The 13,843-nt window shown below is 66.3% G+C and carries 16 protein-coding genes; 6 read left to right on the top strand and 10 right to left on the bottom strand.

Annotation, left to right across the window (positions count from 1 at the left end; all coding sequences use genetic code 11):
- The coding region (locus ACR2JA_RS07375) for a penicillin acylase family protein (protein ID WP_434008451.1) at positions 1-1,840 on the bottom strand (1,840 nt) is incomplete at its 3' end.
- 12 nt (positions 1,841-1,852) lie between these two features.
- Positions 1,853-2,797 carry an FHA domain-containing protein gene (locus tag ACR2JA_RS07370; RefSeq protein WP_434008450.1) on the bottom strand — a complete coding sequence of 315 codons (945 nt, stop codon included), beginning with the start codon at positions 2,795-2,797 and terminating at the stop codon, positions 1,853-1,855.
- A gap of 391 nt (positions 2,798-3,188) precedes the next feature.
- Here ACR2JA_RS07370 and ACR2JA_RS07365 point away from each other — a divergent pair, with 391 nt between their 5' ends.
- Positions 3,189-3,521 (top strand): hypothetical protein, encoded by a 333-nt coding sequence (locus ACR2JA_RS07365; RefSeq protein ID WP_434008449.1) that lies wholly within the window; start codon positions 3,189-3,191, stop codon positions 3,519-3,521.
- A 76-nt stretch (positions 3,522-3,597) separates the two neighbouring features.
- Here the strand turns inward: ACR2JA_RS07365 and ACR2JA_RS07360 are convergent, their stop codons facing one another.
- From ACR2JA_RS07360 to guaB, 5 genes are all read right to left on the bottom strand, one after another.
- The gene (locus ACR2JA_RS07360; protein WP_434008448.1) at positions 3,598-4,548 is read right to left on the bottom strand and encodes an LD-carboxypeptidase; all 951 of its coding nucleotides are present in this window, start codon (positions 4,546-4,548) and stop codon (positions 3,598-3,600) included.
- A gap of 34 nt (positions 4,549-4,582) precedes the next feature.
- Positions 4,583-5,962: a tRNA adenosine(34) deaminase TadA gene (gene tadA / locus ACR2JA_RS07355; RefSeq protein WP_434008447.1), complete on the bottom strand. Its 1,380-nt coding sequence runs from the start codon at positions 5,960-5,962 to the stop codon at positions 4,583-4,585.
- Between the two features lie 9 nt (positions 5,963-5,971).
- The gene (locus ACR2JA_RS07350) at positions 5,972-6,160 is read right to left on the bottom strand and encodes a hypothetical protein (protein ID WP_434008446.1); all 189 of its coding nucleotides are present in this window, start codon (positions 6,158-6,160) and stop codon (positions 5,972-5,974) included.
- 84 nt (positions 6,161-6,244) lie between these two features.
- Positions 6,245-7,861: a glutamine-hydrolyzing GMP synthase gene (gene guaA / locus ACR2JA_RS07345; protein ID WP_434008445.1), complete on the bottom strand. Its 1,617-nt coding sequence runs from the start codon at positions 7,859-7,861 to the stop codon at positions 6,245-6,247.
- Between the two features lie 158 nt (positions 7,862-8,019).
- Positions 8,020-9,489 carry an IMP dehydrogenase gene (guaB, locus tag ACR2JA_RS07340; RefSeq protein WP_434008444.1) on the bottom strand — a complete coding sequence of 490 codons (1,470 nt, stop codon included), beginning with the start codon at positions 9,487-9,489 and terminating at the stop codon, positions 8,020-8,022.
- Between the two features lie 163 nt (positions 9,490-9,652).
- Between guaB and ACR2JA_RS07335 the strand changes: the two genes are divergently transcribed.
- Complete coding sequence (locus tag ACR2JA_RS07335; RefSeq protein ID WP_434008443.1) at positions 9,653-10,201, top strand: DUF4124 domain-containing protein; 549 nt, start codon at positions 9,653-9,655, stop codon at positions 10,199-10,201.
- Here ACR2JA_RS07335 and ACR2JA_RS07330 read toward each other — a convergent pair.
- Together ACR2JA_RS07330 and ACR2JA_RS07325 are read right to left on the bottom strand one after the other, a co-directional pair.
- Positions 10,195-10,518, bottom strand: a complete 324-nt coding sequence (locus ACR2JA_RS07330; RefSeq protein WP_434008442.1) for an RnfH family protein — start codon at positions 10,516-10,518, stop codon at positions 10,195-10,197. The genes ACR2JA_RS07335 and ACR2JA_RS07330 overlap by 7 nt on opposite strands.
- Positions 10,515-10,958: a type II toxin-antitoxin system RatA family toxin gene (locus tag ACR2JA_RS07325; protein ID WP_434008441.1), complete on the bottom strand. Its 444-nt coding sequence runs from the start codon at positions 10,956-10,958 to the stop codon at positions 10,515-10,517. The genes ACR2JA_RS07330 and ACR2JA_RS07325 overlap by 4 nt, the downstream gene beginning before the upstream one ends.
- A gap of 114 nt (positions 10,959-11,072) precedes the next feature.
- On the opposite strand from ACR2JA_RS07325, the gene smpB reads away from it, so the two are divergent.
- From smpB to ACR2JA_RS07305, 4 genes are all read left to right on the top strand, one after another.
- On the top strand, positions 11,073-11,567 hold the full coding sequence (smpB, locus tag ACR2JA_RS07320) for an SsrA-binding protein SmpB (RefSeq protein ID WP_434008440.1): 495 nt from the start codon (positions 11,073-11,075) through the stop codon (positions 11,565-11,567).
- A 91-nt stretch (positions 11,568-11,658) separates the two neighbouring features.
- Entirely contained in the window at positions 11,659-12,036 is a 378-nt protein-coding gene (locus tag ACR2JA_RS07315; RefSeq protein WP_434008439.1) for a COG4315 family predicted lipoprotein, read from the top strand.
- Positions 12,037-12,044: 8 nt separating this feature from the next.
- Positions 12,045-12,578 (top strand): RNA polymerase sigma factor, encoded by a 534-nt coding sequence (locus ACR2JA_RS07310; protein ID WP_434008438.1) that lies wholly within the window; start codon positions 12,045-12,047, stop codon positions 12,576-12,578.
- Positions 12,579-12,597: 19 nt separating this feature from the next.
- Positions 12,598-13,410: an anti-sigma factor family protein gene (locus ACR2JA_RS07305; protein WP_434008437.1), complete on the top strand. Its 813-nt coding sequence runs from the start codon at positions 12,598-12,600 to the stop codon at positions 13,408-13,410.
- Between the two features lie 37 nt (positions 13,411-13,447).
- Here the strand turns inward: ACR2JA_RS07305 and ACR2JA_RS07300 are convergent.
- On the bottom strand, positions 13,448-13,843 hold a 396-nt coding region (locus tag ACR2JA_RS07300; RefSeq protein ID WP_434008436.1), incomplete at its 5' end, for an enoyl-CoA hydratase/isomerase family protein.

Here is a 13,843-nt window from a genome sequence, read left to right as displayed (position 1 = left end):
CCAGAGCCGCCGGGGCCAGCGGATGCTCCGAGCGCGTTTTCAACAGATGCGGCAGCAGCCGGACCGTGGCGGCCGACTGCACATCGGCGTGCATGGCCCGGAAAGAGTCCGTGTCGTGCTTGGCCGTCTGCGCCAGCAAAGCCTCGATGCGCTGCTGGCGGTAGGGCGGCGCCCAGTCCTGCGTGAGGAAGTGCGGGTAGTCCGCTGCGTGGATGCGCTGGTTGGCGGTCGCGATCCAACCCTTGGACCCGTCGTCCTGCGGTGTTTCCTCGTAAGGTAGCCAACCGGTCCAGTCGTAGCGCGCGTCCCAGCCAGGCGCGGGGGCAATGCCGCGCAGATCGTGTTGCGGCCCCCGCACCGGCACCCGGCCCACGGCCTTGTAAGCGATGCGACCGCTGCGGTCCGCCATCAGCACGTTCTGCATCGGCGCGTGGAAGGCACGGTAGGCCGTCAACAGATCGTCCACCGACTGCGCCCGGTTCGATGCCAGCGTGGCCTGCACGTTGCTGTCGCTCTCCTCCAGGGCCGTCCAGCGCAAGGCCAGGGCATAGCGCCCGGTGTCGATCAGATCGTGCGTGCGACCTGGCACATCGCTGATCACCGGGCCGTGACGGCTGCGGCGCACCGTGTGCTGCGCGTCGGGCTGGCCCTTGACGCGGATGGTTTCCACCCGGGTCTCGAAGGCCGCCCACGCTTGCTGCCCCTCGGGTGCGGGCACGCGGTACTGGTCGGGCTGACCGGGGCGAATCTGCTCCAGGTACAGGTCCTGCACATCCGGCCCGGTGTTGGTGAAACCCCAGGCGACGCCGGCTGTGCGGCCCAGCACCACGAACGGCGTCCCGGGCAGTGTGGCGCCGATCACGTCCATGCCTTGGATGCTGCCGGCATCGGGCGCCTGCAGGCGGGCGAAGTACCAGATGGCGGGCGCGCTCAGGCCCAGGTGCGGGTCGTTGGCCAGCAGCGGCTTGCCGGTGGCGCTGCGCGAACCATCCACCACCCAGTTGTTGGAGCCCTTGCCTTCGATGTTGCCCAGCTCCTGTGCCCAGGCCACGACATCGCTCGTCAGCGGGGATTCGACTGACCCGCCAGTTGCGGGGACGGACGACGTGCGCTGCGCCTCGGGCCGGTACACGCCCAGCTCGCGGTACAGCCGGGCCAGGTCGGTTGACGACGCCGGCGGCTCGTCCGGGTACGGCGGGAACAGCTGCCACAGCTGCTGTGTGTCCAGCACCTGCAAAGCCGACAGGCGGGCCACCTCGTTGCCCCAGTTGCCGCCCAGGTCCAGCGCCATCATGAGCGCCCAGCCGGCGCTGTCGGCCGGGTCCCAGTAGCGCCCGGCACGGGCTGCCTCGCGCGGGTCGGCCCGCAGCAGCAAGAACTCGGGCGACAGGGCTTGCTCGCCATGCGCAAAGAACGCGTTGACGCCGTCGCTGTAGGCCTGCAAGGCGGTCTGCGCTTCTGGCGGCAGGCGTGCCACCTGGCGCTGCGCCGCTTCGCGGATGCCCAGGGTGCGCATCAGACGGTCGGTGTCCAGCGTGGCGGGACCCAGCAGCTCCGAGAGCGTGCCGCGCATGATGCGGCGGTTGAACTCCAGTTGCCAGCCACGCTCTTGCGCGTGCACATAGCCCATGGCCATCCAGGCGTCGCGCGGGTCGCTGGCCAGGATGTGGGTCACATCACTGGCGTCGCGATGCACCTGCACCGAGGCCCGCAGGCCCGGCAGCCGCAGTTCACCGTCGGTTTGGGGCAGGCTCTGGCGCGCGTACCAGGCCAGCGCCACCCCAGCCACCGCCAGCAACGCGAGCAGGCCCCGGAGCGAGCGGCGCCACCAGCGCTTCATGCCGGGTCTCGTTCAGGCAAACAGTGGGCCGTGGCCCAGCACCATGTTGCCATCCACCAGGCGGAAGACCACGGTGGGGGCGCTGTAGTCGGTGAACGGAGCACCCATGGCGATTTCGCCGTCGCTGTGCAACAGACACTCTTGCCGGCGCAGAGCGATCACGTTGTCGCCGCCCGAGAACCGCACCCAGGTGCCGTAGCTGCTGGTGTCTTCGAGCACGTAATGGCCCGAGCGGATGTCTATGCTGGCGTGCATGCGCGAGACGCGCGGATCGTTCACCACAAAGTCGGCCTCGGGCACGCGGCCGATCTTCAAGGGCAGGTCGGTCAGGTTGAACGCGTGGCTGGCGTCCAGCCAGCCCAGTTCGATACCGCCGAACACCGATTCGGTGGTCTTGCGCAGGGCGTGCAGATCGGCCGGCAGCGTGAGGAACTCGGACAGCATTTCTTTCTGCCATTCGATGCGAAACACCTCGCAAGGCTCCACCCGGCCCTTGATGCGCATGGGCCCCAGGCTGCGGCTGCGCACACCGCTGCGGGGGCCCAGCTTGCGGATCACGGTATCGGTCGCCAGGATCTGTTCGGGTCCGGCCAGATCGCTCAGCCGGGAAGCCACGTTCACCGCATCGCCGAAGCAGTCACCGTCTATCTGCACCACCTGCCCGCGTGCCATGCCAATCTGCATCAGCAGCTTGAGCCGGTTGGGCCACTGCGCCACGCGCTGCGAGTGCTCCTGCTGGATCTGGGTCATCGCCTCCACGGCGTGGCGGTTGTTGGTGAACGAGAGCAGCACACCGTCGCCCAGCATCTTGACCACTTTGCCGCCATGCTCCTGGCCGGTGGCGCCGATCCATTGCGTCAATTTCGTGACGGCCTGGGTGGCGCGGTCATTGCCCAGTGTTTCGAACACGGACACGCTGCCGGTCAAATCCACAAAAGCAATTGTCAGTTCGGCCATGGGCAATCGGAAAGAATCGTTTCATTACATCACAGTGACCGAGGGTAGTGGACGGCCCCGCTGCCAGCCCGCTGGCGCCATCGGCTTGTGACTTTTAGCACACGCAATCAGCGTGCTTTGTGGGGAATGCACCCGGTATACCCCGGTGTTCCATCGATGAAGCCTTCCGGTCATGCCCGAGCATCGGGGTGCGGAACACAAAGACCTCGGTTTCCAGTGACATGGCATCAAAAGGTTCTCAGAAATGTCAGGTGCCTCCTCAAGGAAGACCGGTAAGCGCATGATTTGGCAGTTGTTTTTTTGACGTGGGTCATACAAACACGGTTGCGCACCCGATCCTCCTGGCCGTATTCTTCAGTCCACTATTCCTACAGTCGTTGAGGCGTTCGTCATGCGTTGGATGAAACCCGGGTTGCGCAACACCATCTCGGCCCTGCTGGGCTCCGAGGTCCGCAAAGATTCGCCAGAGGCATTGGAGCCCGTGCGAAAAGCCATGCTGGCCGCACTGGGCGAAGACGGCGCCGAAATGAACCCGCGGCTCAAGCACCGGCTGATGTACCTGCACGACGTTCACGCCCTGTGGTTTGCACGCTCTGAAATGGTGGCGGTGCTCAGCCGCCTGCACGGCGAAGCCAAAGCAGTGGACACCGTCATCGGCCTGTCACCGGTGTTTCAGGGTCTGTTGCCCAAGAGCCTGATGAATTCCTGCCGCATGCGCCGCTGAGCGCTGCTTCGGTCAGCCATGCGCCCCACAGCCGCCTTCGAGCGGCTGTTTTGTTGGAGGGGCCCGATCCGGGCGCTCAGCCCCAGAACAGCAGTGCGTCGCGGTCCTGCACCAGCAGGTCCACCTGGTGCCCCACCGGCAGCAGCACCTTGGTCGGCACGTGGCCGAAAGGCAGCCCGGTCAGCACCGGTGTGCGGGTCTGGCTGCGCAGCCAGTCAACCACGGTCTGCAGCTTGAAGCCCTTGTCGTGCGGGCCGAGCTGGTAGCGGTTGAACGAGCCCAGCAACACCGCCTTTTGTTCACCCAGGATGCCGGCGTGCAGCAACTGGGTCAGCTGGCGCTCGATCCGGTACGGGTGTTCGTTCACATCTTCGAGAAACAGCACGCCGCCCTTGACGCGCGGCAGCCAGGGCGTGCCCACCAGCGAGCACAGCACCGTGAGGTTGCCTCCCCACAACGTGGCGTTGTCCACCTTGAGGGAGGCTTGTCCCGCAGTAGCAGCAGCAGCAGCACCGCGTCGCGCCGCCAGCGCCGGCAGATCCGACTTGGGCAACTGCCAGCCCGAGCCTTCGCCCTGGCCGCAGACCAGGTCGTCGAAGCACGCTTCCATGATGTCATCGGGCGTGTCCTCGGTGCCAAAGTCTTCGCCCAGCGCCGGACCGGCCCAGCTGACGGCACCGGTCTTGGCCAGCAGCGCGCACTGGAAAGCGGTGAAATCGCTCAGTCCGACAAACTGCGTGCCTTTGGCGATGGCCTTGGCGATCTGCTTGTAGGGCAGTTCCGGCAGGATGCGCGTGAGACCGTAGCCGCCGCGGGAGATCAAGGCGATGTCGGCACCACTGGCCGCCGCCCGGCCAATGGCCGCGATGCGGGTGCTGTCGTCGCCTGCAAAGCGCATGTGGCTGGCCAAGGCCGACTCGTCGATCTCCACCTCGTGCCCCAGGTGCTGCAAGCGTTTGATACCCCGGCGGAACGCGGCCTTGTCGCGCACGGCGCTGGAGGGGGAATAGATGTAGATGTGGCTCATGGGCGTGGATGGGGTTGCGGACGGAGACGCGCGATCATCGCGTAAAAAAGGCGCAGGCCCGGGCGGCGAGGTGTTCCCCCTGCTCCGGCACAAAATGACCGGCGTGGGGCAGCGGCACGAGTTGCACACTGCCACGGATGTCGGCGCGCAAGCCCTGCATCACAGCTTCGCCGAGCACCGGGTCCTGCTGGCCAATGGCCATGAGGCACTGCCCTGCCCAGTCGTGGCGCCAGAAGTCGCGAGCCTGTCTCGACACATCGGCACCATCGTCGTCGGCGCATTCGGGCACCAGGGCGGGGAAAGCGCGCAAGGCGGCGCGGTGCCCCGGGTCCGGGAACGGTGCGGCATACGCCGCGCACTCGGCGGTGTCGAGTTGTGGGTTGCCCCGTGCCAGGAGCCGCGCCACGTCGTAGTCTGGCTTTTTCGCGCACATCTCGCGCCAGTCCAGAAAGCCCGCCGACAGCGGAATATCGCCTGTGGCCAACATCGTGTTCATCACCAGCAGGCCGCGGTAGCGGTCTGGCGCTGCCATGGGCAGGGTCAGGCCCAGCAGGCCGCCCCAGTCCTGCACGACCAGCACCACGTTGCGCAGGTCCAGGCGCTCGATGAACTCCAGCAACACCTGGCGGTGCCGGGTGAAGCTGTGCCACTGGTCTTTTTTGGGCTTGTCGCTCTTGCCGAAACCGATCAGGTCTGGCGCGACCACGCGGTCACCCGCAGCCAGAAACCCCGGGATCATCTTGCGGTACAGGTAGCTCCAGGCCGGGTTGCCGTGCAGGCACAGCCATGTGCGCGCCGCACCGGTTGGCCCTTCGTCCAGGTAATGCAGACGCAGGCCGTCCAGCGACGGCAGGTCGCTGAGGTGGCGCGGCGACCACGGGTAGTCGGGCAGGCCCGCAAACCGGGCCTCGGGCGTGCGCAGGGCATCGTCGCGCAAGGGGTGCGCCAGCTGCCGCTGTTGACCGCGGCGCTGGCGAAAGAAGGCACTGAGCAAGGCACCGCATTCATCGGCCAACACACCGCCCTGCACCGCCGTCTGGTGGTTCAGACGCGGTTCATGGAACAGGTTGAGCACCGAGCCCGCGACACCGGTCTTGGGGTCGGCGGCACCAAACACCACCCGGCGCAGACGCGAATGCAGCATGGCTCCGCTGCACATCGCGCAGGGTTCCAGCGTCACGAACAGCTCGCAGTCGTCCAGCCGGTAGTTGCCCAGGGCCTGCGCAGCCGCACGCAGCGCCACGATCTCGGCGTGCGCGGTCGGATCGTGGGCGGTGATCGGGCTGTTGCGTCCGCGCGCGATGATCTCGCCATGGCGCACCACCACCGCCCCCACAGGCACCTCGCCGGCAGCGGCCGCCTCTTGTGCCTGGGCCAGCGCGGCGCGCATGAAGTCCTGGTCGCTCGTGCTCATGGGCGTCGCTCAGCGCCCATCCTCAGCGGGGGCGTCCAGCCGACGCTGGCCTTGTTCCAGCGCCTGCTCCAGCGCCTTCTGGTACTGCTGCGGCATCTGCTGTGGCGCCTGGGACTTCTCCGGCACACCCGACACCGCCCCGGCTGCGGCCATCTGCCGCTGGACGAGGGTCATCACGCCCCAGAGGCCCAGCAACAACGACAGGATTCCAAGCCACCTGAACATCGCCTCACACCTCGCTGAACGGGAAAAGAGCTACGACCGGGCAACGGATCTCGAAGCTCATTCCCACTCTATCGTCGCAGGCGGCTTGCTCGAAACGTCGTAGGTGACGCGGTTGATACCGCGCACCTCGTTGATGATGCGGCTGGACACCTTCTTGAGCAGCGCGTACGGCAGCTCGGCCCAGTCGGCGGTCATGAAGTCGCTGGTCTGCACTGCGCGCAGGGCGACCACGTAGTCGTAGGTGCGGCCGTCGCCCATCACGCCCACGCTCTTGACCGGCAGGAACACGGTGAAGGCCTGGCTGGTCAGGTCGTACCAGCTCTTGCCGCTGTTGTGGTCGATGGTCGAGCGCAGCTCTTCTATGAAGATCGCGTCGGCCCGGCGCAGCAGGTCGGCGTATTCCTTTTTCACTTCGCCCAGAATGCGCACGCCCAGACCCGGCCCGGGGAACGGGTGGCGGTAGACCATGTCGTGCGGCAGCCCGAGCGCCACGCCGAGTTCGCGCACCTCGTCTTTGAACAAATCGCGCAGCGGCTCCAGCAGCTTCAGGCCCAGTTGCTCGGGCAGGCCACCCACGTTGTGGTGGCTCTTGATGGTCACAGCCTTCTTGCTCTTGGCCCCGCCAGACTCGATCACGTCCGGGTAAATAGTGCCTTGTGCCAACCACTTGGCGCCTTTTGTTGAAGCACCACTTGAAATCAACTTGGCCGCTTCGGCCTTGAAGACCTCGACGAATTCGCGGCCGATGATCTTGCGCTTGGCCTCAGGCTCGCTCACGCCGGCCAGGTGGCCCAGGAACTGATCCGCCGCGTCCACGCGGATCACCTTGGCGTGCAGCTTGCCGACAAACATGTCCATCACCATGTCGCCCTCCTGCAGGCGCAGCAGGCCGTGGTCGACGAACACGCAGGTCAGCTGGTCGCCGATCGCGCGGTGGATAAGGGCCGCGGCCACCGACGAATCGACGCCACCAGACAGGCCGAGGATCACTTCTTCGTCACCCACCTGCTCGCGGATCTTCTGGACCGCCTCTTCGATGTGGTCGCGCATCACCCAGTCGGGTCGCGTGCCACAGATCTCCAGCACGAAGCGCTCCAGCAGTGCCCTGCCCTGCACCGTGTGCGTCACCTCAGGGTGGAACTGCACCGCGTAATAGCCGCGCGCCTCGTCGGCCATGCCAGCGATCGGGCAGGCCTCGGTGCTGGCCATGAGCTTGAACCCGGGTGGCATCTCGGTGACCTTGTCGCCGTGGCTCATCCAGACCTTGAGCATGCCGTGGCCCTCCGGGGTGTGGAAGTCCTCGATGCCTTTGAGCAGGGCCGTGTGGCCGCGGGCACGGACCTCGGCGTAACCGAATTCGCGCGTCTTGCCGGCCTCCACCTTGCCCCCCAGCTGCTGCGCCATGGTCTGCATGCCGTAGCAGATGCCCAGCACTGGCACGCCCAGCTCGAACACCGCGTCGGGGGCCTTGTCGTCCACCTCGTACACGCTGGCGTGGCTGCCGGAGAGGATCACACCCTTGAGTTGACCATCGGCCGCAAACTCACGGACCCAGTCGCTGCTGACGTCGCAGGGGTGGACTTCGCAGTACACATGCGCTTCGCGCACGCGGCGGGCGATGAGCTGGGTGACCTGAGAACCGAAATCGAGGATGAGGATTTTCTGGTGTTGCATGGCGGTCGATGGACTTCAGAAAAAAACAAAGGCCGTCACGAAGGACGACCCGTTGAGCGAGAGGTCACCCCATCCAGGGGCACCGCGGAACCGACTTTGCCGGGCCGCTGTTGCCGCCCCCCGGGGGGTGACGCCGCAGGCGGCGCGGGGGGGGTGCCTTACTCCGCGCGGTAGTTCGGGGCTTCCTTGGTGATCTGCACGTCGTGCACGTGGCTCTCGCGGATGCCGGCCGAGGTGATCTCGACGAACTCCGCCTTGGCGCGCATGTGCTCGATGGTCGGGCAGCCGCAGTAACCCATGGAGGCACGCAAGCCGCCGGCCATCTGGAAAATGATCGACACGACCGAACCCTTGTAGGGCACGCGACCCTCGATACCTTCGGGCACCAGCTTGTCGGCGTTGGGGTTGCCGGTGCTGCTTTCCTGGAAGTAGCGGTCGGCGCTGCCCTGCTGCATGGCGCCGATGGAGCCCATGCCGCGGTAGCTCTTGTAGCTGCGGCCCTGGTACAGCACGATCTCACCCGGCGCCTCTTCGGTACCGGCGAACATGCCGCCCATCATCACGGTGTTGGCGCCAGCCGCAATCGCCTTGGCGATGTCCCCGCTGTAGCGGATGCCGCCGTCGGCGATCATGGGCACGCCGGTGGTCTGCAGTGCAGTGGCGACGTTGTCGATCGCCATGATCTGCGGCACGCCCACGCCTGCCACGATGCGGGTGGTGCAGATGGAGCCGGGGCCGATACCGACCTTGACGCCGTCGGCGCCGGCTTCCACCAGCGCCAGCGCGGCGCTGCCCGTGGCGATGTTGCCGCCGATCACGTCCACCTGCGGGTAGTTTTGCTTGACCCAGCGCACGCGGTCGATCACGCCCTTGCTGTGGCCGTGGGCCGTGTCCACCACGATGGCGTCCACACCGGCCTTGACCAGCGCTTCGACGCGTTCTTCGGTGCCCTCACCCACGCCCACCGCCGCGCCCACGCGCAGCCGGCCGGCAGCGTCGCGCGCGGCGTTGGGGAAGTTCAGCTGCTTGGTGATGTCCTTGACCGTGATCAGACCCTTCAATTCGAAGGCGTCATTGACCAGCAGCAGGCGTTCGAGCTTGTGCTTGTTGAGCAGGGTCTTGGCTTCGGCCGGCGTGGTGCCGTCGGGCATGGTGACCAGGCGCTCGCGCGGCGTCATGATCTCGCTGACCGGCAGGTCGTAGCGCGTTTCAAACCGCAGGTCGCGGCCGGTGACGATGCCCACCACCTTGCCTGCGTCCACCACCGGGAAGCCGGACACGCCGAGCTCGTCGGACAGTTTCATGACCTGGCGGATCGTGGTCTGAGGTGTGATCACCACCGGATCGCGCAGCACGCCCGATTCGTAGCGCTTGACCTTGGCCACGTGGGCGGCCTGTTCCTGCGCCGACAGGTTCTTGTGGATGATGCCGATACCACCCTCCTGGGCGATGGCGATCGCGAGGCGAGCCTCCGTCACAGTGTCCATGGCCGCCGACACCAGCGGCAGGTTCAGCTGAATGTTGCGGGAGAACTGGGTGGCGAGCGAGGTGTCCTTGGGCAGGACCTGGGAGTACGCGGGGACGAGCAGAACGTCGTCAAAAGTGAGCGCTTTGCCGAGGAGGCGCATGAGGTAAAGCTCCAAAAACACCATTGTACCCGCGTGCCTTTGGTGAGCCGCGGGCACAGATCGAACGCCATTGGGTAGCCAAAATCGACCGAATACACCAGTGGTTCACACCATGGTCGCTTTACGCACGCCCTGGCGCACGGCGTGCCGCTAAACTGTTTACATGTTCTTGACCGCCCACCACCTGCTGCGCGCCATTTCCCTGGCTGCCCTGACCACCCTGTCGGCCGGAGGGGTGCTGGCGCAGTGGCAATGGATCGATGGCACTGGCAGCCGCGTGTTCAGCGACACGCCTCCACCGGCGGGCACGCTGGAAAAAAACATTCTCAAGCGCCCTGGCGCAGCACGGGTGGCCGCAACGCCGAGCGCGCCCGCCGCCAACACACCCGCCACAGTGACCGCGACCGTGGCTCCTGGTGCCAAGCCCACCGGCAAGGACAGCGAGTTGGAGGCGCGCAAGAAGCAAGCAGACGAGGCCGAGCAGGCCAAAAAGAAGGCCGAACAGGAAAAGTTTGCCAAGGCCCGCGCGGACAACTGTGAGCGGGCCAAGCGGGCCAAAGCCACGCTGGACTCCGGCATCCGCATCGCCACCACCAATGCCAAGGGCGAGCGGGAGATCATGGACGACAAAGGGCGCGCCAGCGAATCCCAGCGCCTGAGCGACGTGATCAGCAGCGACTGCGGGGCAATGCCTGCAGCGAACGCTCAGTAACCGGCCTTGGACCCTGGCCGGCGCCGGGAGAACAGCCCTGCCCCTCGGGCGCCCTGCCCGGCGAAACGTTCACGGCGCGCCACTTTGGGATCCACCCGCAGTTCGCGGTAGACCTCGACCCGGTCACCTTCCCTCAGCACCGCATCGAGCGGCGCCTTGCGATTCCAGATACCGGTGGCCAACGTGTGCATCTCGGGATGCTGTTCCAGCCAGCCCGACAGCACGAGCGCCTGTCCGAGGGTGCACGCCGCCGGCACATCCAGGTCGAGCTCGTGCACGGTCCGTGGCGCGCTCGCGTACAGCAGCGTGATGTTCATGCGCCGTAGACCTGATCGGCCCGTTTGACGAAGGCGTCCACCAGGCTGCCGGCGATCTTGTCGAACACCGGTCCGACAAGGGTGGCCAGCGTCTGGCTCGCGAAGCCGTAGGTGAGCGTGAATTCGACCTTGCAGGCGCGCTGTGTGCCGTCGCCCAGCGGAGTGAAGGCCCATACGCCCTCCAGGTGCGAGAAGGGGCCATCCACCAGTTCCATCAACACCTGCCGGTCGTCCACGTGGCGGTTGCGGGTGGTGAAACTCTGGCGCAGGCCGCTGATGGCCATGCCGACTTTGGCCACCATTCCCTGGTCATCGCGCTCGACCACTTCGGTGTGGTCGCACCAGGGCAGGAACTGCGGGTAATGCTGCACATCGGTCACGAGCGCGAACATTTCGTGGGCACTGTGCCAGAGCAGGACGGACTTCTGGATCGTTTTCATACAATCGGGATCACTTGCCGACACCATCCGGTCACACCTCCGTGCCAGACCGCCGCAAGCTGCCCGATTGTATTGGCCATGGACACAACGCTCTCTGGCCCCATCTGAATCTCCATGGCCACCAAATCCAGCTCTTCGAACAAGGGCAAACCCGCTGACTCGCGCATCGCCGACAACAAGAAGGCGCTGTTCAACTACGCCATCGAAGAACGCTTCGAGGCCGGAGTGGTGCTCCAGGGCTGGGAAGTCAAGGCGCTGCGCGAAGGCAAGGTGCAACTGACCGACGGCTATGTGCTGATCCGCGATGGCGAGCTGTTTCTCATCGGCTGCCAGATCAACCCGCTGAACACCGCGTCCACCCACGTCAATCCCGACGCGGTGCGGACCAAGAAGCTGCTGCTGCACCGCGAACAGATCCGGCGCCTGATTGGCAAAGTGGAGCAAAAGGGCTACACGCTGGTCGCCTTGAACCTGCACTGGAAGAACGGCAAGGTCAAGTGCGAGATGGACCTGGCCAAGGGCAAGGGCGAACACGACAAGCGCGACACCATCAAAGACCGCGAAGGCAAACGCGAGGTGGAACGGGCCATGAAGGCCCGCAACCGCTGATTTTTCCCGGAGCGGTGGAATAAAACCGCTCGGTTCATTGTTCATGGGGTTGCAGGCTTCACTGCGATCCACACCACCGACTGGAGACCCCATGAAATTGCTCGCCGCCATCGCCACCCTGTCCATCGCCTTGCTCAGTGGCTGTGCCACGCCGGGCGGCAGCGGGCCCGCCACGAACATGAACGGCATGCTGGTCGGCAGCAACCAGATGACGCTCTACACCTTCGACCGTGATGTCGCCGGCAGCGGCTGGTCGGTCTTCAACGGCCCCTGCGCCACCAACTGGCCGCCCCTGATGGCGGCCGAAAGCGACCAAAGCCGTGGCGACTACAGCGTGATCACCCGCGACGACGGCAAAAAGCAATGGGCGCTCAAGGGCAAACCGTTGTACTTCTGGATCAAGGACAGCAAGCCCGGCGACACCACCGGCGACGGGGTGAACGGCGTCTGGCGCATCGCCAAGCCCTGACCGGTCGCATGGACCCGACCGAGCTGGTCGCGCACATCCCCAGCCTGCGGCGCTACGCGCGGGCGCTCACCGGCGACGCCTGGGCGGCCGACGACCTGGTGCAGGACACGCTGGAGCGGGCGTGCGCCAAACGCCTGCTCTGGACCGTGGGTACTGATCTGAGGGCCTGGCTGTTCACGCTGATGCACCACCTGCAGAGCAACCAATGGCAACGTGCGGCGCGGCAACGGGCCGCTGGCCGGGCCGTGGATGTGGCCGACGTGGCGGCCGAGCTGGTGGCTCCGGACCAGCCGACCGAGACAACCATCGATCTGCAGCGCTGCCTGTTGCAGTTGCCCGAAGAGCAGCGCATCGTGTTGCTGCTGGTCACGCTGGAAGACCTGACGTACGACGCCGTGGCCCGCATCACCGGCGTGCCGGTCGGGACGGTCATGTCCCGGCTTTCGCGCGCGCGGCAGCGGCTGCAGCAACTGCTGGATGCGGCGCCGACCGCCACCCCGTCGGTCGGTACCGCGCCCACCCCCCTGCGCCGCCTCAAGTGAATCCACCGCCTTCGACACCATGAACGCACACACTCCGCCGCCCTCTTCCGCCCGGGTCAGCGACGAAGAACTGCACGCCCTCATCGACGAGCAACTGCCCTTGCACGCACGCGAGGCGCTGGTCTTGCGGCTGCAGCAGCAACCCGACGCCGCGGCCCGGCTGGAGAGCTGGCGGGCTCAACGCCGCTTGTTGCGCGATCTGCACGCCGATGTGCTGGACGAACCCGTGCCTGCGGCGATGCATGACGCCCTGCTGCGCGCTCATCGCCAGGGTGCAACGCACGATCGCTGGTGGCGCTGGGGTGGCCTGGCCGCCAGTGTGTTGATGGCCTTCGCACTGGGCTGGGGCCTGCGGGGCATGGGTTCGCCAGCCGATGGATCGCTGCAGCGCGAACAGGCCGAGGCCGCGTTCGTTCGTCAGGCGGGCGTGGCGCATGCCGTGTTCACGCCCGAACAACGCCACCCGGTGGAGGTGGGTGCGGGTGAGCAGGCGCACCTGGCGCAGTGGCTGTCCAAACGGCTGGGCAAGCCTTTGAAGCCACCGGTGTTGTCGGCCCAGGGCTACGAGCTGTTGGGCGGGCGGTTGCTGCCGGGCGCCGACGGTGCACGGGCTCAGTTCATGTACCAGCACGCCGATGGCCACCGGCTGACCCTGTATGTGGGCGCCCTCGACACCGGGAAGAACTCGGGCGAAACGGCCTTCCGTTTCACCGATGAAGGTCCAGTCCCAGGCTTCTACTGGGTGGATCAGGGATTCGGCTACGCCCTGTCGGGCGCCTTGCCGCGGGACGCACTCGCCGCGCTGGCCACAGCGGTGTACCGGCAACTGTGAACAGCTGACGCGCAAGGCACGGAACGGGCGCGTCGGCTCAGTGCCCGAGAGACCGCAAGGGGTGGGCACTCGCGGGCCAAGGGCTCACAAAAAAGGGCTCGACCAGATCAGGCCCGACGTCTTCGATGCGTTCCGGGTGCCAGCGCGGCTGATGGTCCTTGTCCACGGCCAGCGCACGGATGCCTTCCACCGTTTCGCCGGCGGCGCGAGGCCGCAGGTGGAAACAGCGGCGCACCAGGTCACGTTCCATTCGCAGTTCATCGGCCAAGCCCATACCCCGCGCGCGGCGCACCTGTTCCAGCACCACGTTGAGCATCAGGGGCGAGCGCTTGCGCAGCAGGGCAGCGGTGTCCCGGGCCCAGTCGCCCTGCCCGCCTTCCAACGCCGTCACCATGGCGCCAACGCTGTCCAGCCCGAACACACGGTCGATATC

The sequence above is a fragment of the Hydrogenophaga sp. genome (genome assembly GCF_051007235.1).
Classification (GTDB): domain Bacteria; phylum Pseudomonadota; class Gammaproteobacteria; order Burkholderiales; family Burkholderiaceae_C; genus Hydrogenophaga.
The sequence above is the reverse complement of the archived record's forward strand: the minus strand, read 5'-3'. Positions and strand labels throughout refer to the sequence as shown.

Excerpts from the sequence above, each read along its gene's own strand:
- ACR2JA_RS07370 (WP_434008450.1), bottom strand. The coding sequence starts at position 2,797 with ATGGCCGAACTGACAATTGCTTTTGTGGATTTGACCGGCAGCGTGTCC.
- ACR2JA_RS07365 (WP_434008449.1), top strand. The coding sequence starts at position 3,189 with ATGCGTTGGATGAAACCCGGGTTGCGCAACACCATCTCGGCCCTGCTG.
- ACR2JA_RS07360 (WP_434008448.1), bottom strand. The coding sequence starts at position 4,548 with ATGAGCCACATCTACATCTATTCCCCCTCCAGCGCCGTGCGCGACAAG.
- tadA (WP_434008447.1), bottom strand. The coding sequence starts at position 5,962 with ATGAGCACGAGCGACCAGGACTTCATGCGCGCCGCGCTGGCCCAGGCA.
- guaA (WP_434008445.1), bottom strand. The coding sequence starts at position 7,861 with ATGCAACACCAGAAAATCCTCATCCTCGATTTCGGTTCTCAGGTCACC.
- guaB (WP_434008444.1), bottom strand. The coding sequence starts at position 9,489 with ATGCGCCTCCTCGGCAAAGCGCTCACTTTTGACGACGTTCTGCTCGTC.
- ACR2JA_RS07335 (WP_434008443.1), top strand. The coding sequence starts at position 9,653 with ATGTTCTTGACCGCCCACCACCTGCTGCGCGCCATTTCCCTGGCTGCC.
- ACR2JA_RS07330 (WP_434008442.1), bottom strand. The coding sequence starts at position 10,518 with ATGAACATCACGCTGCTGTACGCGAGCGCGCCACGGACCGTGCACGAG.
- ACR2JA_RS07325 (WP_434008441.1), bottom strand. The coding sequence starts at position 10,958 with ATGAAAACGATCCAGAAGTCCGTCCTGCTCTGGCACAGTGCCCACGAA.
- smpB (WP_434008440.1), top strand. The coding sequence starts at position 11,073 with ATGGCCACCAAATCCAGCTCTTCGAACAAGGGCAAACCCGCTGACTCG.
- ACR2JA_RS07315 (WP_434008439.1), top strand. The coding sequence starts at position 11,659 with ATGAAATTGCTCGCCGCCATCGCCACCCTGTCCATCGCCTTGCTCAGT.
- ACR2JA_RS07310 (WP_434008438.1), top strand. The coding sequence starts at position 12,045 with ATGGACCCGACCGAGCTGGTCGCGCACATCCCCAGCCTGCGGCGCTAC.
- ACR2JA_RS07305 (WP_434008437.1), top strand. The coding sequence starts at position 12,598 with ATGAACGCACACACTCCGCCGCCCTCTTCCGCCCGGGTCAGCGACGAA.